Genomic DNA, 25,456 nt, shown 5'->3' with positions numbered 1-25,456 from the left:
ACCCAACTTCGCTGTTAACGGCGGTTGCCTAACATGGATTTCTCTGATTTCGGACTGGACTCGGTATGGCTACACCTGCTTTTATTATTACTATAGACACGGAAGGCGATAATCTCTGGCAAAATCACGGGCATATTACTACCGAGAACGCCCATTTTCTACCGTATTTCCAGACATTATGCGAAAAGTATCGCTTCAAGCCGGTGTATCTCACCAATTATGAAATGGCGATGGACGACGCCTTTGTGGACTTCGCCCGCGACGCTATAGCACGCGGTAACGCAGAAATCGGCATGCATCTGCACGCCTGGAATAGCCCACCTGCCCACGAGCTCACAGGCAATGACGGGTGTCATAAACCTTACCTGATTGAATATCCCGAGGCGGTGATGCGGGAGAAAATTCTGTTTATGACGCAACTGTTGGAAGAGACTTTCCAGACAAAGATACTAAGCCATCGCGCGGGCCGTTGGGCGTTTGACGAGCGCTACGCCGCAGTACTGCTTGAGCTGGGCTATCAGGTGGATTGCTCTGTCACTCCACGGGTGGATTGGCATCGCTCCCCCGGTGCGCCATCAGGGGTGGGCGGCAGCAATTACCATCGTTTTCCCGATCGCGCCTATTTTATCGATCCCGAGGATATTTCACGTCCTGGTTCCTCACGGCTGCTGGAAGTACCGGTGACTACCGCCTACAAGCACGCCCCGTGGGTGAATGCGGTCAGTCAGGTTTACGATCGTCTGCGCGGCAAACGGCGTAACCCTTCGGTGCAGTGGCTGCGGCCCGCTGGCGGCAACGCTGCGCAAATGTGCAAGGTGGTGGCGCAGAGCCTGGCCGCCGGAAGTGATCATGTGGAGTTTATGCTGCACTCGTCCGAGTTTATGCCGGGCGGTAGCCCGACGTTCAAGGACGAGACTGCCATAGAGCGGCTATATCACGATTTAGAGGTGCTGTTCGACGAGTTGCAAAATCGGGTAATCGGTATGACTCTGGCGCAGTATTATCAGCATCGCCTAAGGCAATCGGCAACCTCGGTCTGATGGGCGGGCGACGTCAGCGTTATCCCACCTCCAGCGGAAACCGGAACATCTACCAGGCGACGTTGGGATTGCCGATAACAAAAACATGCCCTGGGTAAGGTAAAACCCGACGGCGAATAGGCATAGCGCTCCCTCTAGACTCTGACGACGATCACACTGTCGTTTGGCCATGATGAAACTGTAGCTTATGAGCAGCGCAAGCAGCAATGCGCCGGTTGCGTCACCTTTCAGCAGCGCGGCCAGATACAGGCTATGGGTAGTGGTGATGCTATCGCCCCACAGGTTGATAAACGACAGCTGTTCATCTAGCCAACAGTCAAAAGGGTTTTGTGCCGCCAGTTCCAACGTGTGGCGCCAAATGCCGAAACGGATGAAACTTTGCTGGCAGCCGTTCGCCATGCGCTGCACAAGATATCGCCAACGGGTCATAAACAGCAGGGCTGCCTTACCCCTATCAGCGCTACTGCTGCGAGATGGCGCCGACGCACTGACGATCGTAAGGTCAACAGAACGGGCAGCGCGCAGAGCAACGACAGCAAAGGGCCGCGACTTTGGGTAAGCAAGAGGGTCAGCAACAGCACAGCGACCAGCAAATAGAGTCAGCGCGCGCCCGTGTTGCGCATAATGATAAGGCACATAAAGATGCCCAATACGGAAATAGCCCGCCAGATCGATAACGTTAACCGGTGCGCCGAAAAACCGTCAGTCAGGCGATTGCTTGGGGTAGGTTGAGTATTGACGGTCAAAAATCCAGCGCTACCAGCACTATGATTCCGGTGGCCACGGCCCATAGCGCGTCGTCGATGGCCTTGGACCATGGATCGGTACATAATCATAAATAGCAGCAGATAGAGAGCGTGGGTGAGGTCGGAAACCAAGTCGTTTGGCTGGGAGGACCATAATGTGGAAAAGTAGCCTAGCATCACAGCGGTCAGCGACAGCTAGGTATTGAATCGCTGATCGTTGAAGAGTCAACGTCGCAGGACGGAATTTTCCGCCAGCATCCTCAACAGGCACGGAGCGGACAGGTGAAAGAGATTATTGACTTGTATAACCGTAATAGCACTGGAGAAAAGAAATAGCGGAAATAGTACCTCACAGCCCTTCTCTGCATGAACGCTGATCCTGAAAAGCATCATCAAAACTGATCTTCTCGAAAATCTCGCTACTTAACGCGCTGTTCAATGATAAGTTTTTCACCTCCACCCCGTGGTGGTGCAGCACCTCGCTGGCCAGGGTAAAGGCGGGTACGATGATCGATGCGAATTTCTTCGCCAAGAACGATGGCAGCTTGTCGTGATCGGTTTCAAAAACGTGGCTGGTGGAAGTTAGTCATGTCCAGCCTGGTGATGTACAAACGCGTGAACCCCAGATAAAGCAAGATTTGCAGCGCCCCAAAACACCACCGTGCCTGCATCGAATATGCCGCTGCGAATGTCGGTGGTAAAGGCGATATCAGGATGGTCAGGACTGAACTGAATGTGGGGGTCCTGGCCGAAGTGATGGCCTACACTGTCGCTGGGTACACGAGATTGATGGATGCGATAACAGGCGTCTTCAACAGCGCCAGTCGGCAGCGCACTGCCGCCAGCGTGATAAGGTCAGCGTCGGATCGGCAATGATGGCCCGCACAACGTCGGTGCGGCGATCGATAAAGCTCATATCGACAATGACATATAACTGAAAATCCAACCGATCCTTAAGCGCGTAAGCGCCGTTTACGCCCACGACGGTCATCGACGGCAGCCCTGCGAAATCCATCTCGTTGATTGAGGGGCCGGTGGCGGTGATAAGTGTATCGCCACTGAAACAGTGATGCCAGTCGGTTAGCGGTACCAGCGGTACCGGCTGCCCTGATAGCACAGTTGGGTGATGCTGCCTGTGAGGCGCGGGTGATGCGACAAAAAGGCCAGAGGCTTTCGTTGTGCCGGTAAGCACGCGGTCGGGTATCACGGTATATCTGCTTAAAATGTGCTCATTTCTTGATTCTTACGCCATAGCGTTCAGGTTAACTCAGACGGTCTGGCGGGCAGGCTTCCCACAAATTGACAATATTCACCCGATCCTTCGTGATTAGCGCGTGAAGTTCCGCCGCCGATTGAGCGCATGATACAGCGCGGCGAAAAAATGAGGAAGCAATAGCGTTGGGGCGAATTATCATGGCATTGTTTAGTGGCCGTTGTTCTTCAGCCTCGCAAAGCAGATCACCTGCACACGGTAACGCATCGGAAATATAAATTTGCCAGAATCGGTAGCGATATAGCAGTCCACACAGCGAACGGCATCCGAGACCTCATCCAGAGGCAGTAAGCCTATCGAGCTGAGGATTTCTCGTTGCCGACGTCGCAATAATAAGCGCATCAAGATAGCCCGGTTCATTGGCGTGACCGAAGACATAATAACGGCACGGCAGGCTGGACAACAGCGTAATTTCTTCCCATACCGACGGCGGCAGCGTCTTGGCTTTATTCCCGGCGGAGATGCTGATGCCGATGTTAAGGGTATAGAGGGAACGGCCAGCTCCTGGTGTGGCGTTGAGCAGCGAGGTGGCGTGTTTTGGCTGGCTGCGCTAGCTAAGGGCGGCTGGCGGCGAGATAAAACAACCTGTGGTATCAGCGCCGCGTGTAGGTGCTAAGAAACAGTTTGTCAGGTGCGTTGCAGGCAGCATAAACAAATCACCGTTGTTTGGATTCAGCAGGTAGACGTGGCTGTAGCGGCTTATTAGACATAAGCCAGGCGGATCTTGCTAAACAGCATTTGGTTGATGTAATCGCCAACTTTCTACCGTCTGGATAACCAGATTTTTGCCCGTAGGTCGCTGAATCAGCTTTAGCGGAAGAAAGATGAACGGATAATTCATGATGGGCTATCCATGCTACCTTGGCGGCAGCATCGGTTGCAACGTCTGCCAGACGTGCTCCGCCGTCAGGCTCTCCATATTGCCATCGTCAGCGCGTAGCGCTTGCTGGTGGCGCCCGTAACCGCCGATAAGTTTGGGATCGGTGGAGCCGTACAGCGTCAGGTTCGGCTGGTCGAGGGCCGCGGCTAAATGACTGAGGCCGGTATCCACCGACACAATCGCCCTCGCGCCCACCAGCCGCGCCGCCACCTCCGCCAGCGACAATGGCGGGAGCACTTGCGCGGTGCTAAATCCCTCGGCCAGACGCCGGGCGCGTAGCTGCTCCTGCTCTGTCCCCCAGGGCAACTTGATGCGGTAACCGGCGTCAGCGGCAAGCTGGATAAGCTTGCGCCAATGGGTTTCAGGCCAGTGTTTACTGGCGCGGGTGGTTGAGTGCAGAAAAACCAGGTAGGCTTCGCCGCCTGTCCCAGTGGTAAAGTGGCTGGCAATAGCATAATCGCCAGTTGTTATGGGAAACGGGTAATCCAGACTAGCGGCGAACAACTGGCGTATGCGCTCTATGGCGTGCTGTTGCTTGCTCACATCGTGTCGCTGGCTGTAAAACCAGCTGGCGAAGGGTTCTCGCGCGCTTTTGCAGTCAAGACCGTGCTTTTCGCCGCGCGCCACACAGGTGACGAGTGCGGCGCTTTTCATCAAGCCCTGCGCGTCGATAATCGCGTCGTAACGCTCTTGCTGCAACTGCCGTTTAAAATCGCATCGCTCCTGCCGCGTGGTCGTGCCGAACCAGTTTTTACGCCAGCGGCGAATCGCCACTGGAATGACCTGCCGCACCGCCGGATGCCAGGTGGGGATTTGGGTAAAATTTTCCTCTACCACCCAGTCGAAACGGATCCCCGGCAAGGCCTGCGTCGCATCTGTCAGCGCAGGCAGCGTATGCAATACATCACCCATCGAGGACGTTTTGACGATCAGAACCTGCATTAATTCTCCTCTCGATGGGCAATAATGTTTCCAGTTCGCTCAGCGCCTGGGCAGGTTGGATAGCGATCATGCTCTGATGATAGCCTTGTTCGTCATCACCTTTTCGTATTTTATGGTAACCGCTGATTAAACGAATCACCCGGGCCTGGTGGGAAAGCGGCGGGGTGAAATCCGGACTGCTGGGACCGTACAGCGCCACCAGAGGACGGTCCAACGCGCTGGCAATATGCATCAAGCCGGAATCGTTGCTAACGATCCCTTGGCAGGCGGCAATAAGTGCTACCGCCTGCTCCAGCGAAGTTTTGCCCGCCAGGTTGTGGCAGTGGTCGCGATACTCCGCGGGCAGCGCGGCGCTGATTGCCTCTCCGGTCGCCTGGTCCTTGTCGGAGCCGAACAGCGCTATTTGATAGCCGCGACGTATGAGCGCCTTGGCCAGCGCGGCATAATGGTAATGTGGCCAGCGTTTGGCGGGGCCAAATTCCGCGCCGGGGCAAAAGCCGATAAGTGAACGTGCGCTGTCGGGCACAAAAGTGCTCAGGGCCAGATTGATGTCCGTCGTGCTGACCGTCAGCCGCGGCCAGGGCAGCGGCGTGGGTAAATCGGATGCGGTGCGTATCTCCTGACGATCGAAAGCTAGGGCGGCGTAGCGCTGCACCATCAGTGGAAAGGCTTGCTTATCCAGCGTGCGGATGTCGTTGAGCAAACCATAGCGCATCTCGCCGCGCCAGCCGGTGCGTTGCGGGATGCTGGCGAAAAACAGCACTAGCGCTGTTTTGAACGAATTGGGCAGGACCAACGCCTGCTGATAGCCGCTTTTCCCCAGCGCCCGCCCTAGCCGGCAGCGCTCCCCCAGCGCCAGGGCGCCGTGGCCGAGCGGCATCGCTAGCGTCTGGTTGACCTCCGGCATGCAGTGAAGCAAAGGGCGGCACCAGGCCGGGGCCATTACATCGATCTGCGCGTCGGGATGGCGCTGCGCCAACAGGCGATACAGGCTATGGGACATCATCATATCGCCGACCCAGGATGGCCCGATCACCAGTATTTTCATGCCGCCGCTCTCTTTTGTACCCTGAAGGATATCAATAGTTATGGTTCAACCAGCGCAAATATTCCGCGACCCCTTCGGCGACGGTTTTAAACGATTGTTGATAACCGGCGCCGCGTAACTGTGTGAGATCCGCCTGGGTGTAGGCCTGATAGCGCCCTTTCAGTTTTTCAGGGAACGGAATGTATTCTAACTGGCCTTTTTTATGATAATCCAGCACGGCGTCCGCAACGGCCTGAAAAGATTCCGCTTGGCCGGTGCCGCAATTAAAAATCCCCGAGACGCCGTTTTGCCAGAACCAAAGATTTACCGCTGCCACGTCACCTACATAGATGAAATCGCGTTTGAAGCCTTTGCTACCCGCAAACAGTTTTGGATTTTCACCGGCGTTGATTTGGTTATTCAAATGGAAAGCCACACTTGCCATACCGCCTTTATGCCCTTCGCGCGGGCCATACACATTGAAATAACGGAAGCCGCAAATTTGCGACTCGGCCTGCGGCAACAGCGCACGCACGTACTGATCGAAGAGAAATTTGGAATAGCCGTAAACATTTAACGGCTGTTCGTACTGCCGATCCTCAATGAAGTTTTCCGTCCGACTGCCGTAAGTTGCCGCGGAAGAGGCGTACAAGAGGGGAATAGTGCGTTCCATGCAGTAGTGCAACAGCTCTTTAGAGTATTGATAATTATTATCCATCACGTACTTGCCGTCCCACTCGGTGGTGGAAGAACAGGCGCCCTCATGGAATACCGCATCAATATCGCCAAAATCATCACCGGCGACGATGCTGGCGATGAAACCCTCTTTATCCATATAATCAGTGACATTAAGGTCGACCAGATTGGCATATTTGGAGCCGTCTTTCAGATTATCCACCACCAAAATATCGTTGTAGCCAATCTGATTTAATGCCTGGACGATATTACTGCCGATAAAACCGGCCCCACCAGTGACAACTATCATGAGTTAGCCTTACGTGACTGTTGGAGCCGGCACAACGTCAGCTCCCGTAAAGGTCTTATCATAGCATTTCCTCCCCTGGCTTTATATCTTCCCGGTCGACAGCGAGTGCGGTGCCGCAGCATGCGCAAGCCGTCATTGCTGAGATAACGTACTTTACGGGTGTCGGCTGCGGCTTGATCCCGTGATTGAAGATATTTCTTCCGACAGAGGGAAGAGTCGCCGTGAGCCCGCCACCTGCGATGGAAGGTCGAGGGTGGGCAATTGATCGGTCGGTGGGAACCCCACCCATGCGCGACCAGGTGTCGTGGAAAAGCGCGATCCATATCGGGTACATGCGCAGCCAGGTCTGACGGGTGGAGGCAAGAAAGGCGCCATTGACATGGTCCACCAGTTTCGACCGCACCGCATCTCGATAATAAGTCAGTGCCGTCTCAGGTACGAATGCGCTGAGCAACGATTTCGCAATATAATCGGCGCCCATCGACGAGAGAGGCAAACCGCCGGCGACCGGTTAAGATGTCCTGTCGTGGCGCGTGCGGATGCGGCGGTATTAGCATTGAATAATGCAACATGCCCAGCTTCAGGATAAATACCCGTCTGCGAGCACGCGCCGGCGACACAATTTCAATGGTAAACTACCGGCGAAGGCGTCCATCGGTGCGCCGGGCCAACAAACAATGCTGGTCGGCATCGCTATAAAGGGTGACCAGATGGCGCGCCAATTGCACCACGTCGCCATAGGAAGATAGGAAGAAAAGCAGGCCGGTGTCCTGATGACACACAATTTGGCGATGCCGGTGACCGCCGAGCCAATAACCGGCGTCCCGAGCAGCATAGTTTCCAACATCACCCGCAGCAACCCCTCGCTGCGCGAGGCAAATATCAGCGTGTCGAAGGCGGACAGGCATTCCATGGCTTTGCGCTAAAAGCTGGTAAAGATTACGCGATTGCCGAGACCCAATTACGCCGCTTGGCGCGCCAAATTGGTCTGCTCGCCACCCGATACAACAGCCGATATTTCCTTGCACGCAGCAGGTCGGCAATACGGCGGGCGTTGAGCGCGCGCGCCAGCGCTGGTCGATGGCTTTCACGGCGCGTTTGCGCCAGTCAGCGTTGTGCAGCAAATAGGCCGCATAAGATTGCCCAGTTTGACCCACAACGGCTGCCTGCGCTGGACAATGAACCGCGTTGGAATACCCATGGTGTTCAGGACGTTGCCGATGGTTTCTTCGTTGTCACGGTGATAATTATAGTAAAACTAACCTCAAAGCGATCGATACGCTTGAGAAGCTCCAACGGACTGTTAGAGCCGCCGCCCAATTCTTTGCCATTATCCAACAGTAGAATTTTCAACCGACCTTGTAGCATCGTCATGCTTTCTCAACGGACAGAGGACAGAGCATCTATTAAGTTGGGCGCATAGTAACATAGATGACAACCATGCACTATGTTACCGAGATTATGTTACCGCGGTAAGGCAGCAAGCGTCGCTTGTTGTCACTTGGGCGGGGAAAGGCGTATCGCGCGGGCTAAACGCGCGGTGTTGCGGCTGTGGTTACAGGAAGTGAGGCAAGCGTGCCTTTTCCCTAACGACCTTTCGCTGGTAAGACTTCCCCTTCATCTGAAGGGATGGAACGGGTCGCGCGGTTTGTCGGCCGGCTATTTACCGACGCCGGTTTTTTAGGTTTACCGACCGCAGGCGAACAAGCATTGGGCTTGCTGCTGTTGGATTTATCGATGCCTGGCTTACTGTCGTCGGACTTACCTTCGTCAGGTTTACCGAGATCAGGCTTACCTGCCTTGGACGTAGTCTCACTGCGCAAAACCCCCCACCAGGTCTCGGCGATACTTGATGCGATGGCGCTTACCATGGCGTCGGCATAGACCGGCGGCGCCTGGCAGCTCGAACAGTAGGGCACACCGCGGAAAGGAGGCCGGCACGCCGGCGCCGATTTGACCATCGACGCCGCCACGGTACCCGGCTCGGACCGCTCGTTGAGCAGCATACTCGGACGCACAAGCATAATATCGCCGGGTAGGGATGGCAATATCTGTTGTAGCACACGCACGGTGGCTGGATGGGGATGACCGATAGTGACAGCGGATCCGTTGCGGCGAGCCAGGGCCACCGCGCGGTTGAACTGTGCGCGGATGTCGGTTTCGTTGTCGGTGTCGTCCAGGAATACCCGCCGCTTAAGCACCCGAACACCGGTGCCGGCGGCGGCGGGTACCGACTGGCTGTTGCCGATGGTCATGCTATCGAGGAAATAATAGGAATAGCGACTCAATGCCTGCATGACGTTTTGCATGCCGTTGAGACTTGAGGTCATGGCGCTGCCCATATGGTTATTCAGTCCCACAGCGTAAGGCACTTTCTGGCTGGCTTGGTGAATGATGTCCGCCACCTGTTCGCGGCTCATCGCCGGCGTAAGCGTGTTGCGCTCCAGAGGCTGTTTGCTTAACGGCGCCATCGGCAAATGTATCAGAATTTCGCGCCCCTGCTGGTGAGCTTTCACCGCCATTGTGTGGGCATAGGGCGCATCGGGTAGCACCGCGATGGAAATATTGACCGGCATGGCCAATACCTGATTTTCAGTCGCAGGCCGGTAGCCGAAATCATCAATGACGATAGCTAATTTCCCGGCCCGTGCCGCAGTGCTTGCCAGCAGCAGAAGTATGACTATTGCGGTGCTGAACGTTTTAATTGACAAGCTACCTTCCTAACCAGGGCATAGGGTTGACTGCTTGCTCCTAGAGGCGAATTTCAAAATAAAGCGATGGCGTGCCCTGGCCACCGCTGGCGCTGACAAGGACGATAGATTGTCCCGCCCCGACCTGACGCCGACGTTGACTAGCGCGCTCTGGTTTAACCATACAGGCTCATATCGCCCTTGCCGTGTTCTATTACGACCACCAGCCCAAAACCTTGCAACCAGTCGGCCATCAATACCCGGCCGGTGGCGATTGCTTTCTCGCTGCCTTCCGGCGTCGCAATCACCAGCCCTTTATAACGTCGCTCTCCCCGCTGAGGCTCGTCGAAGCTGTGCAGTGTGCGGCCCCGCACCGCCAGAGTCTTGTTCCGCCGGACGACCGAGGCCGCCGCCTGTACTGGCGACTAGCGCCCGCTCGCTTGCGCTTGGTTTATAGATGTTGCCGCGGCTTTTCCCGGTCACACACCCGCTGCGCTTCTCGCGCTTCTACCAGGTGATGGTATCGCGCAGTCTCGCTTCGTTTTGGCGCAGCTCCGCCAGGCGCTGCTTATCTTCCATAATAGACGAATTCAGGCCACTTAGGGTTTTTGACGCACGGCGCGGGCGTTTTGCAACACCTGCTGTTGCTACTGTTGTTTCTGCTGCTGTTCGCGCTTTTTCGCCGCGAGGTCGGTACAGGTCTGGCGCAGATCATTAATGGTTTTCGCTCGCGCTTCATTAGGGTAACTGGAATAGGCCAGAATGCGTTCACTTCGCATGCTTTCCGCATTGCTGAGATCAATGTAGCCAGGATGCTGCCCTTGGCGCAAAGCGGCGTCCAACTGCTGCGTTAGCAATTTCTGCTGCGCGACCTGACGGTCCTGCAACTAGTGTATGGAGAACGTCAGTTGATCGATGTTGCAGTTCAGCGTCTCCAGCATGCGCTGGGTATCCCGCAGGGCACGGGAGGAGCGAGCGATGGACTGCTCTTGCCGTTTAAGTTGGTCGAGCAAAGTAGCGCGCTGTTTTTGCTGTTGTTGCACGCTTTTTCTTTGGCGAAAATAGATTGTTGCGCCATTTCAAGCTGCTGCTTGTGATCCGCGGCGTGGCCGCCGACAGGCAACAGCAGTGAGCCAGCGTAAAGTGTGCCGGCGCAGAGACGATATTTGAATTCGGTGGCGCGCTGCCGATCGCCGGCGCGCATAGGATATGAATTTTTCAACGGCGCTTTTTCCCTCATGGCGGCGATTATTTCACGTTGAACAGCGGCTTACCAGTCATCTATCAGAGCTTAGGCATCGGTTTCATCCGAGATTTGCGTCGAGACGCGCATTGCCATCAGTTTCTTGGCAGTGTATCGGTATATTGGCTGAATTTGCCCGACGGCGAAGGTATACTTGAATGCTTTGATGCGTGGACATTTATTAATGGGAGTCTTTTTACCCCATGCAAGAAATTATGCAATTTGTCGGCAACCACCCCGTGCTCAGTTTAGAGTGGGTGATCCTTGTGGGTTCCGTGATTTTTACCACTTTCAAAAGCCGGTTTTCCAAGGTGAGCGATATCGCTCGCAGTGAAGCTATCCACCTGATCAACAAGGAAGACGCAGTGATTGTTGATCTGCGTAACCGGGATGATTACCGTAAAGGGCATATTGTCAATAGCCTGAATCTGGCAGCGTCAGACATCAAATCTGGCAATCTGGGTGAGCTGGAGAAAGAGAAGGGTAAACCGGTCATTGTCGTTTGCGCCAGAGGTACTACCTCGAATGATTCGGCGCAAAACCTAATCAAAGCCGGCTTTGAGAGGGTTTATGTACTTAAAGAAGGCATATCCGGCTGGAGCGGGGAAAATTTGCCACTGGTCCGGGGTGACTGACTCATTTAAAGAAGGGAAGACCATGGCCAATATCGAAATTTATACCAAAGTAACCTGCCCCTATTGCCATCGAGCTAAAGCGTTACTCACTCGCAAACAAGTGCCGTTTCAGGAAATCCCCATCGATGGCGACGTAGATCTACAGGAAGAGATGATCAAGCGCATTGGCCGCACCACGGTCCCGCAGATTTTTATTGATGGCAAGCATGTGGGCGGCTGCGATGATCTGCATGCACTTGATGCGCGCGGCGGCCTGGATCCACTGCTTAAATAAACAGAAACCACGGGTACGGGCGTCAAAACGCCCGTACCCGGCACTTTAAAAGGGTTTTCATGTCAGAACAAAATAATACCGAGATGGCGTTTCAGATTCAGCGCATTTACACCAAGGATGTTTCGTTTGAAGCGCCGAACGCGCCTAAGGTGTTTCAGCAGGCGTGGCAGCCTGACATCAAACTGGATCTTGATGCCGCGTCCAGCCAGCTGGTGGAAGAGATTTATGAAGTCGTGCTGCGGGTCACCGTGACGGCGGCGCTGGGGGACGACACTGCGTTTTTATGCGAAGTCCAGCAGGCGGGCATCTTTACCATTTCAGGCATTGACGGCACCCAAATGGCGCACTGCCTCGGCGCCTACTGCCCGAACATTTTGTTTCCCTACGCCCGCGAGTGCATCACCAGTCAGGTGTCTCGCGGCACCTTCCCGCAACTGAACTTGGCGCCGGTCAACTTTGACGCGCTGTTCATGAACTGCCTGCGGCATCAGGCTGACGGTGAAGGTAGCCAGCCGGCTCAGGACACCTAATTATGCCTGGCGATGCTTCAATGATTGTTATTGGCGCCGGCTCTTACGGTACGGCCCTGGCTATCACCTTGGCGCGTAACGGTCATGAGGTGTTACTGTGGGGGCACGATCCGGCCCATATCCAGGCGCTGGAGGAGGCGCGCTGCAATCAGGCTTTTTTGCCTGATATGCCATTTCCGCCGATGCTGCGCCTAGAAGTATCGCTGCCGACAGCGCTGGCCGCCAGCCGCGATGTGTTGATTGTTGTCCCGAGCCACGTATTTGGCAACGTGCTAACGCAACTCAAACCGCATCTGCGGCAGGATGCGCGCATTGTCTGGGCCACCAAAGGGCTGGAGGCGGATACTGGGCGGCTATTGCAGGAGGTGGCGCGTGAGGTGCTGGGCAACGAGATGCCGTTGGCGGTTGTGTCGGGACCGACATTCGCGCACGAATTGGCGGCAGGCTTGCCAACTGCCATCGCATTGGCCGCCACCGACGCTACGTTCAGCGCCGATTTACAGCGGTTGTTACACTGCGGGAAAAGTTTTCGGGTTTACAATAATTCAGACCTTATTGGCGTTCAGCTTGGTGGCGCTGTGAAAAACGTTATTGCTATCGGCGCCGGCATCTCCGACGGCATCGGTTTCGGCGCTAACGCGCGCACCGCATTGATCACTCGCGGTCTGGTGGAAATGTCGCGCCTTGGCGTGGCGATGGGTGCCGAGCCAGGTACCTTCATGGGCATGGCGGGGTTGGGGGATTTGGTGCTTACCTGTACCGACAATCAGTCGCGCAATCGCCGTTTCGGCATGCTGCTGGGGCAGGGCGCCGGCGTCGAGGAGGCGCAGGAAAAGATTGGGCAAGTGGTTGAGGGCTACCGAAATGCCAAGGAGGTATTGGCGCTGGCCAACCGTTACGGGGTGGAAATGCCCATTACCGAACAGATTTATCAGGTGCTGTATCAGAATAAAAATGCGCATCAGGCGGCGCTGACACTGCTGGGCCGCGCGCAGAAAGATGAAAGGGCCGGTGGCTAGGGCCGGTTACCTAGCAACAGAAAAGGTGTGCGGTATATCGGCAGCAGAATCGAAATTTGTATGGAACAACACTTAAGCTGAAGCACGATTGCTGGTTGATTGTGAATCCATGCTGGCAAGTTTTTTCTACGCACCCTGCTAAGTATGAAAACCTGGGTAGTACATTAAGTTGTATGCTGGCAAATAAACTTAACAATCCCATCATGTCGGCCATCGCCATTCATGAGATGGAAGAGAGGGAGCCTACAGCGCCGATTCTGGCATGATATCTCCCGCGGGCGACATCCATGCAGTGCGGCTGCGCAATTAGTGGATGACGTTGCTATATCTTAATGCATTCCACCCCCTACGGCTTACCGTATCGGCCATTGGCTGTAGTAAAATCGCCAGGCGCGTAACTATTGCCAAGATCAGATTTCCGTCTCCTTCGGCGTAGATTTCCGTCTACTTCGGCGTAGATAGACGGCACTGGTAAGACCAGCGGCGATCGCCATCGCAAGACCCGTGAGTGGGTGATGATTGGCGCCGGTTCGGTCATCTTACGCGTAGTACCGACACTACCACCGCTGCCCACCTATTGACTGGTGGAGTAGACAAACCAGACAGTGACTGGTCGTCCGAGGAGATAGATCAGTCTTTCAGCTGCCCTGGTCTTGAATTCGGCGACGACATCTGACGGTGTTTATTGCCGTGCGCCGATGTAGTTCAAGCTGGCGCACGGCCTTTGTGCGCCACAAGCAACACCGCATTGGACAGATTCATGCTGCGGCTGTCTGTCTGAAATACGAATTTTCTGCGCCATGGGCAGCGCGCAAAGAATCGACGGCGACAGCCCATAGGTTCCCTGGCCAGAATAACAAATAGCTCTCAGCCTGATAGCTACCGCACTGTGCGCCGGTGGGCCTTTGGTCGTTAGCGCAAATAGCACGCCGGCTACGCCTGCGCCAGCAGGGTGATCGATGATGCTGAGCGCGGCAAATTCACGATAATCCAACCCCATGCGACGCAGGCGCTTGTCGTCCCAGATAAATCCCAGCGCTTCAATGAGCTGAACCGGTATTCGTGCACAGCCGGTGGCGGGAAGTACCTCCAGCCTGTATGACAAAATATTCAACATGATATCCCCTTAAGGAGAGTACCGAATAGCAAAATAGTTCGCCCTGCCACCTCTTCTGGTGCTTGGAAAAGCGTGAGACTCTGAGGGTCAGCGGCGTGGGGTTGCCTATTCCTGTCGTGCTATGACAAGCCCCTGGAGCCCCTGGCGAACTGTGACGGGCATGCCGTCACCCCGGTCAGAAGCCTGCGTCTGAGCGCTCTCAGCGCTGGGGTAAAAGTGGCAACCAGATAATCAGCCGCAGCCCACCGAGCTGGCTGTCCTCGGCCTTTACCCAGCCACGGTGTTGCATAACGGCGATTTCGACTATCGCCAGCCCCAGGCCGGTGCCGCCGGATTCTCGGTCTCGCGCTTCATCGGTGCGGTAGAATGGTCGGAAAATCTGCTCTCGGTCACCCTCGCTGACGCCGGGGCCATCATCGTCCACGGTAATGGTAATACCTTGCTGATCGGCGCTGAACCCGACCGAGATGCACTGGTGCGAATAACGCAGGGCGTTGCGCACGATATTCTCCAGCGCGCTGTCCAGCGCGGAAGGATTCCCCATCAGTGGCCAATTGCCCGGTGGCGAGGTAAGCTCAAGGCTTTTGCCCATTTGCTCCGCTTCAAACTGGGCGTCGTTCAGCACATCCGACCATAGATCGTTGGCCTTCAATATCTCGTGCGACAGCTCGTTTTTATGCTGATTGCGTGATAACACCAGCAGATCGTTAATCATTGAGTCGAGCCGCTGCGCCTCGGTCTCGATGCGCGCGAGTTCATGTCCTTCGCCGTGCCGCCGGCGCATCAGCGCAGTAGCCAGCTGTAGTCGAGTTAACGGCGTGCGCAGCTCATGAGAGATGTCGGACAGCAAACGCTGCTGGGCGGTCACCATGCGCTCCAACGCGCTAACCATCTGATTAAAACTGACGCCGGTCGCCAAGAATTCCTGCGGCCCCGCTTCCAACTCAGGATGTTGGCGAAGATTGCCGCGTGCCACTTCGTCGGCGGCATGCTTCAGTTTACGCGCTGGTTTGGCCAGGCTCCAGGCCAACCATAATAGCAGCGGGATGCTGATAAACATGATGACAATCAGCAAGAGCAGCGGGCGATCGAACAGCAGGCTCATGAAGTCCGACTGGGCGCTGCCGGCCGGACGAATCTGGTAAAGCTGATAGCTGTTCTCGCCGTTGCGAATGGCGAAAGGCCCCACCAGTTCTGCGCGGCCATATTTTTTCTTTTGCGGATGATCGGCATTGTCAGATTGGCCGATGAAATTGCGGATGATCTGCATCTCGTTGGGCTGGGCTCCGATGACCAGCCCTTCGCTGGTCACCAGAATCAAACGCTGTCCTGGCGGCGCCCATTTATCGATGGCGCGGAACAGCCGACGCCACCACATCAAATCGTTAGCCGGATCGGCGGCCAGTTCCGCCTCAACATGCTGTTGCAACACCACGCCCTGACGCTGTTCGCTGTCGAGCAATTGCGTCATCTGACGAGAATCCAGCTTGGGCACCATAAGCACTAACATAAGCACCAGGGCAAGGGTCAACCAAAATATGGCAAATATGCGTGCGGTCAAACTATTAATCATGCAGCGGATACCATCAAATAGCCCCGACCGCGCAGTGTTTTGAACCAGGGCTGCCCGTCTTTGCGTTCCGGCAGCTTGCGACGCAAATTGGAAATATGCATATCAATCGCCCGGTCAAACGGCGTCAATCGTTTACCCAGGACCTCCTGGCTTAAATGCTCACGCGACACGACCTGGCCAAGATGTTGCGCCAATAAATACAGCAAAGTAAATTCGGTTCCGGTCAATTCCAACGGCGTACCGTCGAAGGTCGCCTCCTGTCGGCCCGGATTCAGGCACAGGAAATCCACCTCAAGAGACGAGGTGCCCGCTTCGCCGGCTTGCTGTTGCTCCGTCCAGTGCGAGCGGCGCAGAATGGCCCGTATGCGCGCCACTAATTCGCGATCGTTAAAGGGTTTAGGCAAATAATCATCCGCCCCCAACTCTAGGCCCAAAACGCGATCCAGCTCGCTGCCGCGGGCGGTTAGCATAATCACAGGCGTCTGATGCCGCTGACGTAGCTCTTTCAGGGTGTCAATACCATTCTTTCGTGGCATCATCACATCAAGAAGCAATAAGTCAATGCAACTGTCCAACTGGCTCAGCGCCTGTTCCCCGTCATGGACCACCTGGACGTTAAAGCCTTCCATTTCCAATAGTTCCTTCAACAACGACGTTAATTCACGGTCATCATCAACCAAAAGGATCTTATTCATTTTATTCACCTCCTGACACAAAATACGCCATCAATCCATTCCAATCCACGACGTTACATAGCTTTACATCGCTTGATGCATGTTTGCAGCGGCTTGGGGAAACTAACTTTTATCATATAACGACAAAGAAACATGCCAAGGGGCCGGGATGTACAAATATATCCTCTTGTTCATCGCCGCTACTCTGGTCTCTGTTAATGCCGTAGCCGCTAAAAAGAATACTAACAAGATGCCCTTTCGAACCGGATACAGAATAGCTACTACAGCATGTTCGACGGCGTTAAGTCTACGGAACAGTAGCGGCAGTAGTTTCGGGATCTCGTGAGCCTCGCAAGTCATCAATATTGGTGAAATGGAACGCCTACATACGGCTGGTGACCGCTAAAACTTTTGACGAAGCCGCCGTTAGAATAGGAGCAGGTTGCTCGTGAAATGGCTCGGGTTCGCAACCAAATGCATTGCTTACGCCGGAACAGCGACAGATTCTAGATAAAAGCATCCGCAGCGGATCAATGACTTAAAATTGCAGATGGCGGACAGGATTTCGGCTTGCTGCCCAGAAGCCAGCAGTAAAATGAATAAAAATCACTTTCTCCTTGCCATAGACACAATTCCTGCCTTCCCCGCCTCATCATCGTGGGTTGTTTTGCGGCAGAGTGAACCTCAGCGAACCAACTAAAGCGGATTGCCGGGCTTACCGCGCCTTGTGAATAACCGTGTGCCGCCAGCTCTTAATTAAGCGGATATCAGGTATGCCCTAGGGAAACCACATAGGATCGTGCCTAAGGGCAACGTTACTGAGGATCCTTGGCGACTCTGAGTCGCCGAGCCTAATGTCGTTTCGCCTTGTTCCTGACAAAGCTGAAAAGCGGTACCGACGGGCCTTAGGGGTTTGACGTCATGTTCTTTTCTCTTATCTCGATCATTTGACGTCTGGCGCGCGGTAATCAGCGAAATATTCCGTAATTTCCGATATTTTGCAGAAAAGGGGGGGATTTAGGGTTAAACTTGATCTGAGCCCATGTCCACTACTCGAAAATCTCTGCATCCCGACACCGCCAGGCAGCGTGATAAAAACATCCGTCAGCTCCGCCATTTTTATTTTCGTTCGTGCATGTTTGCGATGACGTGAAGGTGGATTAAAGGTGAGTTAATTCGTTATGGGTGATTTCACGCGAGATCAACAGCCCAATCAGTCAGACTTTTCCCCGCTGTATGCGATACTCACCCCCCCGTTCGGCTGTTCTGGCTGGCGGTTTTACTGTAAGCCGAATTATTGCCGTTAGCGGAACTGCAAAATATTTTTTGCCGAACGTTTCTAAATCCGCTTACACTCAACATACCGTGCATCAGAGTGGATCATCACGACGATGCTATGTCCATGTTGAAGCTGCGTTTGCGCCTAACTTAGCGTTTAGGATAAATAGCCCTGCGCTGTCTTTATGGTCGTCGTTTGGCTCGCTGGCAGCGTGTTGGCCTCGCCATTCTGGCATGATTTTTCGTTTACCCCTTTGTTCGCCAGATAAAGCCGGGGTTGGGGCTGGAGCAAAAACAGGCGGAAATTTATCTATCGCGACTAGTGAAATGAAGGGAGAATGCCCTCATAGGCGCCACGTTTCTGTGCATCTTTATTCTGATACCAATATTTCGTATTTGATCTAGCCTATTTCTTGTCCGTCTTATTTGGTACCTAAGGGTTCCACCGTCGTGCTACAACAGTCATCTTGAGGGGGGACGTTACGATACTTTCTTGACTCTTTCGATGGTCTCGATGGTCTCCACGGTAGGGCGTCTGTGCCTCGGAAGCTCACTTTGTAGATGAGCTTTTATTTTAAGATCGATATTATAGTCATTAATATAATGAGTTGATGTAGGGTCAAACTTAATACGATGGTTGGATCGATGTTTATCCAAGCCATGATGAATGTACGTACATATTTATCACTATTTATATAATTCTAATTATCACGGCTCGGCTCGGCATAATCGAATATGAGTTCAAGTGTTAAATAGCACAAAGCACGGTGAGTCACTTTCTGTTTGTCAAGGTGAACAAGATTTTCAAGTCTTGTTGGTAGGAGTGCTAAAATAGCGCACTGTAATTTTTGAATAAGAGAATGTTAATTCTCTTCATCTTTTTTAATAAGCATAAAATCCTCATAATCATTGAGGGGTATTCGTAAGTGATAACACTGGAATGCATTAGAAAAAAGGTTACTGGAAGAAAACGATAGCAAATAGAGCTTATTCCAGATATTGATATTAGCGAAGCGTGACGTTTTATTTAAGAAACACATTTCAAGCGGCAATGGAGTTTTGAAGAATGTTAAGTGATTAACAAACCTATGGCAGAGATTTTACAATGGCGCATCGGCCATGAGGCAACCGGCATCTCAGGGCCTTGTAAAGATTGTTGAGAGTAGTAAAATATCTCTAAACGTCTTGAAATAAAAAATAACTCAATAAGGATTATGACGATGGGAAATTATGTTTACTGCCGTGACTGTGGGAAGGAAATCCATGAAACAGCAAGAAGTTGCTCGCACTGTGGCGCCATCATTAGCGTCATCGGCAGTAAAAACCGCATCGCCGCCGCACTGTTGGCGTTTTTTTTTGGGTGGCCTTGGTGTTCATAAATTTTATCTGGGCAAAATTGGGCAAGGGGTGCTTTACCTACTGTTTTGCTGGACCTTCATTCCCGCATTTATCGCATTCATCGAATTCATCGTCTATTTATGCACATCTGATGAAAAATTCGCCAGAAAGTATGGTTGAGCGTCTGCCGACGAATAGACCCGGCACGTCACAGCGTCTCGCTGAAGATGAATTCCTAGTAGATTCATTAGTTAGCCAGTAGCATGAGTCCTTAGCCCGTTTGACCTGTTCACTTTGATCGTTAACATACGCCACATCGCTTATGCCTGAGGCCACTACCCTGCTATCGGGCAACGTTAGCACCACAGCACGTAAAAAGGAATGGCGAAAGGAAAACCAGCCCGCGGGTGCTGCGGTTCATGATTCATCCGATAAGAAGTGAATATGTCTAAGTACGCGATATTGCGCTCAGCGCTCAACGATGCCGAAGAGACGAATTTTAGCGATATCTGAGGCAGTGGTTTCGAATTGGCGGCCAGCTATGCGGTGCCTAATGCCAATATTTTCCGATTGGAACTCATTTGGAGGTTATGTGCGCAATCGCATCCGTCGTCAAAGCTCCTGTGATTGTGGATATCGATATCGGCTTTGGTAATACGGTGAATGTCAGCTATGTTATTCCGCAGAATGAGATGGCCAGCATTTCAGTAGTGGTAATGCAAGATCAAACCTTTTCAAAGACACGAGCTTGCGCGCCCGGTGGGTGGCAAAAATTAGTCAATCTTGAAACGTTTCAAGGTAAGATTAGCGCTGCTATCGACGTCCGACAGGAAAATAATTTAGTAATCATCGCCAGGATTGAGGCATTGATTGCAGGGCTCGGCCAGGAAAACGCATTGCGTCTGGCTTACGCCTACCAGGAAGCGGGCGTGGATGCGATCCTCGGTCAAACAGTGTACTGAGTCGGCCATTGCCGCCAGTGGCAAAGTAGGTCGTCATTTATAGGAATCACGCTATCCGTGCCGCAGTTATCGCGCTGCAGGGCAACGACAAAATGCGTGCGGTGGAGAGCAAATTTCTCGAATAAAAGCGACGGCGAAAACCGAGCTGGATAGCAACGGTGCGGATGGTAGCACTCACAACAAAAAACCGGCCGTCACCTGGGGCTATTCGCGTATCAGTCTCGAGTTATTGCCAGCCACAATGTCACCAGCAATACCAATATGGCAACGGAATAACAGAGCGTATCCAACGGATTTGTATGATCGACGACGATGAGTCGGATGATGGCTGTAAGTTCAAAGCAAAGAAAATGAGTATGAGTGATAAGTGACAATACCTTCAATAAGCAGGTAGGTAGGGCTTTGCGTACTCAAGCATACTAGATATTCAAAATTATTTGCAATGCATTGGCAATATGCGTTCCGGAAATTATGGTGTCATTACCTCATGTTATATGTGGATCTCAGCAGTAGTATAACGATTTCAATGTGACTTATATCACAAATAATATGAGGCGGTTAACCGGTGCTAAGCGGCTTAAATTAAGGCGAATCTTGATACCTCGGTAGGCGGGCTATCACGCCGTGCGAAGGCGGTTAATAAACTGATACATAAACAGCACCTTGTTGGCATCGGTGCATGCCTGACGGCAGGGATTTATGCTGCCGATGCGGTACCGGTGGCCGCATTAAAGCGGAAGCGGTCGGGTACGTTTTACAGTATGATATGTATCGCAAACGGGTATTTATTCGCTGAGCATTGGAAAGTAGGCATGAATCAATTCAGCTTTGGAGTTTTTTATACTTTTTAGCCACTGCATCTGTTACTGATTGGAAAAGCGGTAACAAACGTATTGTATTATACAAGCAGTATTTTAAGTTCAGAGGTAGTTATGATTAAAAAAATCGGTGTACTGACAAGCGGCGGTGATTCACCTGGAATGAATGCGGCCATTCGGGGTGTCGTGCGGGCCGGGCTTTCCGAAGGCCTGGAAGTTTATGGAATTTATGACGGCTACCTGGGTCTATTTCAGGATCGGATGGCGAAACTGGACCGCTATAGCGTCTCGGATATGATTAACCGCGGTGGTACCTTTCTCGGTTCCGCGCGTTTTACAGAATTCCGAGAAGAAAGCACTCGCGCTATCGCCATTGAAAACATGACTAAGAGCGGCTTGGATGCACTGGTGGTGATCGGTGGTGACGGTTCCTATATGGGCGCCAAGCGCTTGACTGAAATGGGTTTCCCCTGCATTGGCCTGCCTGGCACGATTGATAATGACGTGGCGGGCACCGATTACACTATTGGCTATTTTACCGCGCTGGAGACTGTCGTCGAGGCTATTGACCGCCTACGCGATACCTCTACGTCCCATCAACGTATCTCTATCGTGGAAGTCATGGGCCGATATTGCGGTGATTTAACTATGGCAGCGTCTATTGCCGGCGGCTGCGAATTCATTGTGCTACCTGAGGTGGAATTCAAACCGGAAGACCTGGTCTACGAAATTAAGGCGGGTATTGCTAAGGGGAAAAAACACGCCATTGTCGCTATCACCGAACACATCTGTAATGTTGCCGAGTTGGCGCAATATATCGGAAAAGAAACTGGACGGGAAACCCGCGCAACGGTACTGGGCCATATCCAGCGCGGCGGCAGTCCGGTGGCATACGATCGCATTTTGGCCTCGCGCATGGGCGTATATTCCATCGAACTGCTGCTGCAGGGCTATGGCGGCCGCTGTGTTGGGGTGCAAAATGAGCGGTTAGTGCATCACGATATCGTTGACGTCATCGAAAATATGAAGCGTCCCTTCCGCAGCGATATTCTGGAAACGGCAAAAAAACTCTTCTGATTCGGCCAGGTGGCTTGCCCTCGCTACTAAGGCAGGCGCTTTGGTGCGCGGGCTCCGCTCATGCTGGCAATTCGCATTATATTAGTTATATAAATTGTTTTATATTCTTTTATATGGCTATATTTTGCCATTTTCTACAGAAAACGTTTTTCAATTCCAAACATCAGTGGAGAGGAGTGAAAGATGTCTAAATGGCGTGCCAGCGTATTACTCACGTTGCTATCAGGAAGCGTAATGGCTAAGGGTGTGAAGCTTTTGAATATTTCTCTACCCGTGAATTCTATCAACAATACAATTAAGGCGTTTAGTCAATACTGGCAGAAAAACCAGCGATCATGTAACGGTGCTCCCCAGGTCTCATGGCGGTGCCGGTAAACAGGTGATTTCCGTTATCAATGGCATTGAAGCGGATATGGTCACACGAGCGCTGGAGTCGAATGTGGACGCATTAATAAAAATTGGATTAAGCGACTGCCGGACAACTTCGCGCCTTACACATCAATCATCGTTTTCCTGTGCGTAAAGGCAACACGAGATAGATTCATGAATAGATTCATGATTAATCCGATCTTATCAAATCCAGCGTGTCGATTCTTACGCCTAACCTAAAAGCGTCTGGCGGTACGCGCTGGAACTATTTGGTAGCCTGGAGCTATGCACTTGCACCAGAATAATAACGATAAAATGTAAAGGTGCTTGATTCCGGCGCCCTATGGCGCCACACCAATACCTTCGTTGAACGTGGCCAGATGGGCGCTTATCGCTTATGAAAATGAGGCGTTGTTGGTGATTAATGAATGAAACAGTAAGGATTAATTTGAAATCGTCACCACGAGTGAATCGATTTCAGCCGAGCCAACGGTGTCGGTGATGGATAAAATGGTGGATGACACTGAACCCGCGATGTTGCCACGGCGCACTCAACTATCTCTATTCAACCGAGAGGCAGAGGTGTATCGTTGCGCAAAACTATTTTTGCCCGAGCGACGCGGCTGTAGTGAGGAAATACGCGAAAGAGTTTCCGACGCTGAAACTGTTCACCCTGGCTAAAACCTTCGGTGATTAAACAAAAGTTCAGAAGGGACACTTCGCCAGCGGTAGCAGTTTAGATCAGATTGGCCAACGCTAACGATTAACGGGCAACAAGCCGCCGGCTTATCGCCATCAACACCGGGCCGATCACTCGCTAGCCAGCCAGGTTGTTTCAGGATGACCGTGAATCCCGCCGTCAGCTGTAGGCCGTCAGTCCTGTTTCGCTTGCGCCGCGGCTTTAACGATTACAGCGAAAGCGTCAGCTTTCAGCGATGCGCTGCCGACCAAGGCGCCATCAATATCCGGCTGGGTAAACAGTTCAGCGGCATTGTTAGCGTTGACCGAGCCGCCATATTGAATAATGACCTGCGCGGCAATTCCCGCATCTGCCGCATTATGTTTGGCGATATGGCCGCGGATAAATTCATGCACCGCCTGCGCCTGCGCTGGGGTGGCGGATTTGCCGGTGCCGATAGCCCAAATGGGTTCATAAGCGATAACTGTATTCTCGAACGCTTTAGTACCGAGGTTGTTCAGTATCGCATCAATCTGACGAGCGCATACTGCTTCAGTTTGTCCGGCTTCGTTTTCTGTTTCGCTCTCACCGATACACAAAACCGGAATCAGACCCGCTTCTTTCAGAACAGCGAATTTTTCAGCGATAACTTCATCGCTTTCTTTATGATATATGCGGCGTTCTGAATGACCGATGATGATATATTTCGCGCCGATGTCTTTGAGCATTTCAGCGGAAACTTCGCCGGTGAAGGTGCCCGAAAGATGGGTGTCAACATTCTGCGCCCCCAGATCGATTCGACTATCGCCCAAATGATGTTTCGCCAGATCGAGATAGGCCACCGGCGGGGCGATGGCCACGTCACAGCCAACAACGCTGCTGAGTTCATTGCGCAGCGCCGCGATCAGTTTGTTGACCATGTGTTTGCTGCCGTTAAGTTTCCAGTTACCCATCACTAACGGATGTCGCATTGTTATTCCTCCATTCAGGGAATGCGAGAGATGAAAATAAGTGCTAAAGAGCAAGCCTTGCCTGACCTCAGTATAAAGAGAAAATACTAATGTGGCTTTGTTTTGTCATTTATCGCGCATGAATCAGGGCTCGGTCAGTGCAAGTTTGATGGGTTCAACGAGAAAGTCAGCCCCTTATCGCCATTGTCCGATACGACATGGCCAGCAGCCCCATTGCTGCTAGAAAAAGCGCGAACCCTGCTAGCAGCTTAGCAAGCTAACACACGGCGGCCTTTCGGTACTACTTTCCGCTGACAGATGGGTCAACTGCGGCGTTTTTCTTGTCGCTGCCTTTCTCCAGCGCCGTGGAGGCATACAATGCCCCATTAATCTTTCTGGCAGTGCGAGTGAGATTCACCGGTTCGCTCTGGCCCTCCGGCGCGTGGAATTCACCGATGAGCAAAGTTGGATTACGGCTATTGTGCCGTTCGCGGCATTGCGTCACCATGGTATCAAAAAGTGAGCGCGGCGGCCAGCAGACATAGGGCAGTTTGTGCGGTGTCGGCGGGTGCCGCCATTACCAGTAATGCTCGCTGGTCATATGGCCCTGTTTGCGCTTGAAATGTTTACGCATGCCGCGGTTGTCTCTCAACATCTGCTGCGTGTCGCGCACCATTTGCGGGTTGCCACACAGCATGACGTGGCTGTTTTTGGCGTCCAACCGCAGATCTACTGCGGCCTCCAGTGAGCCATCGGCAATTAGGGATGGAACACGACCGGTGAGAGATCCGGGAGCCTGCTCGCGACTTACCACCGTTTGGACGCGCAGCTTACCGTTATAGCGCTGCTGTATCTCCAGCATCTGCGGCAAATAGCTAAGGTCCTGGGCGAAGCGCGCCGCGTGCACCAGAATAATCTGCTCGAAGCGTTCAAGTCCCTCGCCCTGCTCGAGAATCGATAGATACGGACCTAGCGCGGTGCCCGTTGCCAGCATCCATAGATTGTCACAAGGGGGAATCTCGTCCAGTACGAACAATCCCGCCGCTTCCTTGGTCACCATCAGGCTGTCGCCTGGCGCAAGCGTATGCAGAGGCGGGCTAAGTTTCCCCTTCGGCACAGTGACAAGGTAAAATTCCAGGTTGTCATTTCGCGGCGCGTTAACGTAGGAATAGGCGCGCTGAATTTTTTCGCCGTTGATTTCCAACCTCAGCTTGGCGAATTGTCCGGCAGTAAAGGGGGCGACAGGCGCATGCATAATGAGACTAAAAAGACTCTCTGTCCAGTGCTTCACCTGCACCACGTTACCCGTTACCCATTCAGCCATAGTGTTTAACTCC

At 52.9% G+C, this 25,456-nt stretch carries 20 protein-coding genes and 8 pseudogenes; 10 read left to right on the top strand and 18 right to left on the bottom strand.

What is annotated here, in order from left to right:
• Nucleotides 1-65: 65 nt before the first annotated feature.
• The gene (locus GPOALKHO_RS05365; RefSeq protein ID WP_406701583.1) at nucleotides 66-1,040 is read left to right on the top strand and encodes a deacetylase; all 975 of its coding nucleotides are present in this window, start codon (nucleotides 66-68) and stop codon (nucleotides 1,038-1,040) included.
• Here the strand turns inward: GPOALKHO_RS05365 and GPOALKHO_RS05360 are convergent.
• The 11 genes and pseudogenes from GPOALKHO_RS05360 to GPOALKHO_RS05310 all read right to left on the bottom strand — a co-directional run bounded on the left by GPOALKHO_RS05360 (nucleotide 1,014) and on the right by GPOALKHO_RS05310 (nucleotide 10,805).
• Nucleotides 1,014-1,469, bottom strand: coding sequence for a hypothetical protein (locus tag GPOALKHO_RS05360; protein ID WP_406701582.1), 456 nt, complete (start codon nucleotides 1,467-1,469; stop codon nucleotides 1,014-1,016). The genes GPOALKHO_RS05365 and GPOALKHO_RS05360 overlap by 27 nt on opposite strands.
• Before the next feature lie 666 nt (nucleotides 1,470-2,135).
• Nucleotides 2,136-3,000: pseudogene (locus tag GPOALKHO_RS05355) on the bottom strand (sugar glycosyltransferase).
• Nucleotides 3,001-3,915: 915 nt separating this feature from the next.
• A complete protein-coding gene (gene rfaC, locus GPOALKHO_RS05350) occupies nucleotides 3,916-4,881 on the bottom strand; it encodes a lipopolysaccharide heptosyltransferase RfaC (RefSeq protein ID WP_406701580.1) in 966 nt (321 codons plus the stop codon).
• Nucleotides 4,844-5,929 carry an ADP-heptose--LPS heptosyltransferase RfaF gene (gene rfaF, locus GPOALKHO_RS05345; RefSeq protein ID WP_406701578.1) on the bottom strand — a complete coding sequence of 362 codons (1,086 nt, stop codon included), beginning with the start codon at nucleotides 5,927-5,929 and terminating at the stop codon, nucleotides 4,844-4,846. Before rfaF ends, rfaC begins: the two co-directional genes overlap by 38 nt.
• A gap of 31 nt (nucleotides 5,930-5,960) precedes the next feature.
• The gene (rfaD, locus tag GPOALKHO_RS05340) at nucleotides 5,961-6,893 is read right to left on the bottom strand and encodes an ADP-glyceromanno-heptose 6-epimerase (RefSeq protein WP_406701576.1); all 933 of its coding nucleotides are present in this window, start codon (nucleotides 6,891-6,893) and stop codon (nucleotides 5,961-5,963) included.
• Nucleotides 6,894-6,951: 58 nt separating this feature from the next.
• Entirely contained in the window at nucleotides 6,952-7,374 is a 423-nt protein-coding gene (locus GPOALKHO_RS05335; RefSeq protein ID WP_406701574.1) for a hypothetical protein, read from the bottom strand.
• A gap of 99 nt (nucleotides 7,375-7,473) precedes the next feature.
• Nucleotides 7,474-7,806, bottom strand: coding sequence for a glycosyltransferase (locus GPOALKHO_RS05330; RefSeq protein ID WP_406701573.1), 333 nt, complete (start codon nucleotides 7,804-7,806; stop codon nucleotides 7,474-7,476).
• A 293-nt stretch (nucleotides 7,807-8,099) separates the two neighbouring features.
• A complete protein-coding gene (locus GPOALKHO_RS05325; protein ID WP_406701571.1) occupies nucleotides 8,100-8,267 on the bottom strand; it encodes a hypothetical protein in 168 nt (55 codons plus the stop codon).
• Nucleotides 8,268-8,728: 461 nt separating this feature from the next.
• A pseudogene (locus GPOALKHO_RS05320) lies at nucleotides 8,729-9,604 on the bottom strand (divergent polysaccharide deacetylase family protein); the annotation flags it as partial.
• Between the two features lie 40 nt (nucleotides 9,605-9,644).
• A pseudogene (gene envC / locus GPOALKHO_RS05315) lies at nucleotides 9,645-10,470 on the bottom strand (murein hydrolase activator EnvC); the annotation flags it as partial.
• A gap of 38 nt (nucleotides 10,471-10,508) precedes the next feature.
• Nucleotides 10,509-10,805 (bottom strand): hypothetical protein, encoded by a 297-nt coding sequence (locus tag GPOALKHO_RS05310; protein ID WP_406701570.1) that lies wholly within the window; start codon nucleotides 10,803-10,805, stop codon nucleotides 10,509-10,511.
• A gap of 224 nt (nucleotides 10,806-11,029) precedes the next feature.
• On the opposite strand from GPOALKHO_RS05310, the gene GPOALKHO_RS05305 reads away from it, so the two are divergent.
• From GPOALKHO_RS05305 to cysE, 5 genes and pseudogenes are all read left to right on the top strand, one after another.
• A complete protein-coding gene (locus GPOALKHO_RS05305; RefSeq protein WP_406701568.1) occupies nucleotides 11,030-11,461 on the top strand; it encodes a rhodanese-like domain-containing protein in 432 nt (143 codons plus the stop codon).
• Between the two features lie 22 nt (nucleotides 11,462-11,483).
• Nucleotides 11,484-11,735, top strand: coding sequence for a glutaredoxin 3 (gene grxC / locus GPOALKHO_RS05300; protein ID WP_406701566.1), 252 nt, complete (start codon nucleotides 11,484-11,486; stop codon nucleotides 11,733-11,735).
• A gap of 59 nt (nucleotides 11,736-11,794) precedes the next feature.
• Nucleotides 11,795-12,265, top strand: coding sequence for a protein-export chaperone SecB (secB, locus tag GPOALKHO_RS05295; protein WP_406701564.1), 471 nt, complete (start codon nucleotides 11,795-11,797; stop codon nucleotides 12,263-12,265).
• A 2-nt stretch (nucleotides 12,266-12,267) separates the two neighbouring features.
• Complete coding sequence (gene gpsA, locus GPOALKHO_RS05290; protein ID WP_406701562.1) at nucleotides 12,268-13,284, top strand: NAD(P)H-dependent glycerol-3-phosphate dehydrogenase; 1,017 nt, start codon at nucleotides 12,268-12,270, stop codon at nucleotides 13,282-13,284.
• Nucleotides 13,285-13,372: 88 nt separating this feature from the next.
• A pseudogene (gene cysE, locus GPOALKHO_RS05285) lies at nucleotides 13,373-13,960 on the top strand (serine O-acetyltransferase).
• Between the two features lie 29 nt (nucleotides 13,961-13,989).
• Here cysE and GPOALKHO_RS05280 read toward each other — a convergent pair.
• The 3 genes and pseudogenes from GPOALKHO_RS05280 to cpxR all read right to left on the bottom strand — a co-directional run bounded on the left by GPOALKHO_RS05280 (nucleotide 13,990) and on the right by cpxR (nucleotide 16,669).
• Nucleotides 13,990-14,401: pseudogene (locus GPOALKHO_RS05280) on the bottom strand (tRNA (uridine(34)/cytosine(34)/5-carboxymethylaminomethyluridine(34)-2'-O)-methyltransferase TrmL).
• Between the two features lie 199 nt (nucleotides 14,402-14,600).
• Nucleotides 14,601-15,974, bottom strand: coding sequence for an envelope stress sensor histidine kinase CpxA (gene cpxA / locus GPOALKHO_RS05275; protein WP_406701561.1), 1,374 nt, complete (start codon nucleotides 15,972-15,974; stop codon nucleotides 14,601-14,603).
• Nucleotides 15,971-16,669 (bottom strand): envelope stress response regulator transcription factor CpxR, encoded by a 699-nt coding sequence (gene cpxR, locus GPOALKHO_RS05270; protein ID WP_406701560.1) that lies wholly within the window; start codon nucleotides 16,667-16,669, stop codon nucleotides 15,971-15,973. Before cpxR ends, cpxA begins: the two co-directional genes overlap by 4 nt.
• 2,477 nt (nucleotides 16,670-19,146) lie before the next feature.
• Here cpxR and GPOALKHO_RS05265 point away from each other — a divergent pair.
• Both GPOALKHO_RS05265 and GPOALKHO_RS05260 read left to right on the top strand, forming a co-directional pair.
• A pseudogene (locus tag GPOALKHO_RS05265) lies at nucleotides 19,147-19,444 on the top strand (TM2 domain-containing protein).
• 389 nt (nucleotides 19,445-19,833) lie between these two features.
• Complete coding sequence (locus GPOALKHO_RS05260) at nucleotides 19,834-20,226, top strand: isocitrate lyase/phosphoenolpyruvate mutase family protein (RefSeq protein ID WP_406703397.1); 393 nt, start codon at nucleotides 19,834-19,836, stop codon at nucleotides 20,224-20,226.
• 204 nt (nucleotides 20,227-20,430) lie between these two features.
• Here the strand turns inward: GPOALKHO_RS05260 and GPOALKHO_RS05255 are convergent.
• Nucleotides 20,431-20,631 (bottom strand): annotated as a pseudogene (locus tag GPOALKHO_RS05255) (phosphate-starvation-inducible PsiE family protein); the annotation flags it as partial.
• A gap of 527 nt (nucleotides 20,632-21,158) precedes the next feature.
• Here GPOALKHO_RS05255 and pfkA point away from each other — a divergent pair.
• Nucleotides 21,159-22,121 (top strand): 6-phosphofructokinase, encoded by a 963-nt coding sequence (pfkA, locus tag GPOALKHO_RS05250; RefSeq protein WP_406701558.1) that lies wholly within the window; start codon nucleotides 21,159-21,161, stop codon nucleotides 22,119-22,121.
• Nucleotides 22,122-22,304: 183 nt separating this feature from the next.
• Nucleotides 22,305-23,250: pseudogene (locus tag GPOALKHO_RS05245) on the top strand (sulfate ABC transporter substrate-binding protein).
• A gap of 113 nt (nucleotides 23,251-23,363) precedes the next feature.
• Here GPOALKHO_RS05245 and tpiA read toward each other — a convergent pair.
• The 3 genes from tpiA to fpr all read right to left on the bottom strand — a co-directional run bounded on the left by tpiA (nucleotide 23,364) and on the right by fpr (nucleotide 25,443).
• Nucleotides 23,364-24,140 carry a triose-phosphate isomerase gene (tpiA, locus tag GPOALKHO_RS05240; RefSeq protein ID WP_406701557.1) on the bottom strand — a complete coding sequence of 259 codons (777 nt, stop codon included), beginning with the start codon at nucleotides 24,138-24,140 and terminating at the stop codon, nucleotides 23,364-23,366.
• Between the two features lie 280 nt (nucleotides 24,141-24,420).
• Nucleotides 24,421-24,627 carry a DUF1454 family protein gene (locus GPOALKHO_RS05235; protein ID WP_406701556.1) on the bottom strand — a complete coding sequence of 69 codons (207 nt, stop codon included), beginning with the start codon at nucleotides 24,625-24,627 and terminating at the stop codon, nucleotides 24,421-24,423.
• 69 nt (nucleotides 24,628-24,696) lie between these two features.
• Complete coding sequence (gene fpr / locus GPOALKHO_RS05230) at nucleotides 24,697-25,443, bottom strand: ferredoxin--NADP(+) reductase (protein ID WP_406701554.1); 747 nt, start codon at nucleotides 25,441-25,443, stop codon at nucleotides 24,697-24,699.
• Nucleotides 25,444-25,456 lie beyond the last annotated feature (13 nt).

This window comes from Sodalis sp. (in: enterobacteria), assembly GCF_036327475.1.
Lineage (GTDB): Bacteria > Pseudomonadota > Gammaproteobacteria > Enterobacterales > Enterobacteriaceae.
This window is presented reverse-complemented; position numbering and strand designations above follow the sequence as displayed.

Excerpts from the sequence above, each read along its gene's own strand:
- GPOALKHO_RS05325 (WP_406701571.1), bottom strand. The coding sequence starts at position 8,267 with ATGACGATGCTACAAGGTCGGTTGAAAATTCTACTGTTGGATAATGGC.
- fpr (WP_406701554.1), bottom strand. The coding sequence starts at position 25,443 with ATGGCTGAATGGGTAACGGGTAACGTGGTGCAGGTGAAGCACTGGACA.
- gpsA (WP_406701562.1), top strand. The coding sequence starts at position 12,268 with ATGCCTGGCGATGCTTCAATGATTGTTATTGGCGCCGGCTCTTACGGT.
- GPOALKHO_RS05335 (WP_406701574.1), bottom strand. The coding sequence starts at position 7,374 with ATGGGCGCCGATTATATTGCGAAATCGTTGCTCAGCGCATTCGTACCT.
- grxC (WP_406701566.1), top strand. The coding sequence starts at position 11,484 with ATGGCCAATATCGAAATTTATACCAAAGTAACCTGCCCCTATTGCCAT.
- GPOALKHO_RS05330 (WP_406701573.1), bottom strand. The coding sequence starts at position 7,806 with ATGGAATGCCTGTCCGCCTTCGACACGCTGATATTTGCCTCGCGCAGC.
- cpxA (WP_406701561.1), bottom strand. The coding sequence starts at position 15,974 with ATGATTAATAGTTTGACCGCACGCATATTTGCCATATTTTGGTTGACC.
- GPOALKHO_RS05360 (WP_406701582.1), bottom strand. The coding sequence starts at position 1,469 with ATGACCCGTTGGCGATATCTTGTGCAGCGCATGGCGAACGGCTGCCAG.
- pfkA (WP_406701558.1), top strand. The coding sequence starts at position 21,159 with ATGATTAAAAAAATCGGTGTACTGACAAGCGGCGGTGATTCACCTGGA.
- rfaD (WP_406701576.1), bottom strand. The coding sequence starts at position 6,893 with ATGATAGTTGTCACTGGTGGGGCCGGTTTTATCGGCAGTAATATCGTC.
- secB (WP_406701564.1), top strand. The coding sequence starts at position 11,795 with ATGTCAGAACAAAATAATACCGAGATGGCGTTTCAGATTCAGCGCATT.
- rfaF (WP_406701578.1), bottom strand. The coding sequence starts at position 5,929 with ATGAAAATACTGGTGATCGGGCCATCCTGGGTCGGCGATATGATGATG.
- rfaC (WP_406701580.1), bottom strand. The coding sequence starts at position 4,881 with ATGCAGGTTCTGATCGTCAAAACGTCCTCGATGGGTGATGTATTGCAT.
- tpiA (WP_406701557.1), bottom strand. The coding sequence starts at position 24,140 with ATGCGACATCCGTTAGTGATGGGTAACTGGAAACTTAACGGCAGCAAA.
- GPOALKHO_RS05305 (WP_406701568.1), top strand. The coding sequence starts at position 11,030 with ATGCAAGAAATTATGCAATTTGTCGGCAACCACCCCGTGCTCAGTTTA.
- cpxR (WP_406701560.1), bottom strand. The coding sequence starts at position 16,669 with ATGAATAAGATCCTTTTGGTTGATGATGACCGTGAATTAACGTCGTTG.
- GPOALKHO_RS05365 (WP_406701583.1), top strand. The coding sequence starts at position 66 with ATGGCTACACCTGCTTTTATTATTACTATAGACACGGAAGGCGATAAT.
- GPOALKHO_RS05235 (WP_406701556.1), bottom strand. The coding sequence starts at position 24,627 with ATGGTGACGCAATGCCGCGAACGGCACAATAGCCGTAATCCAACTTTG.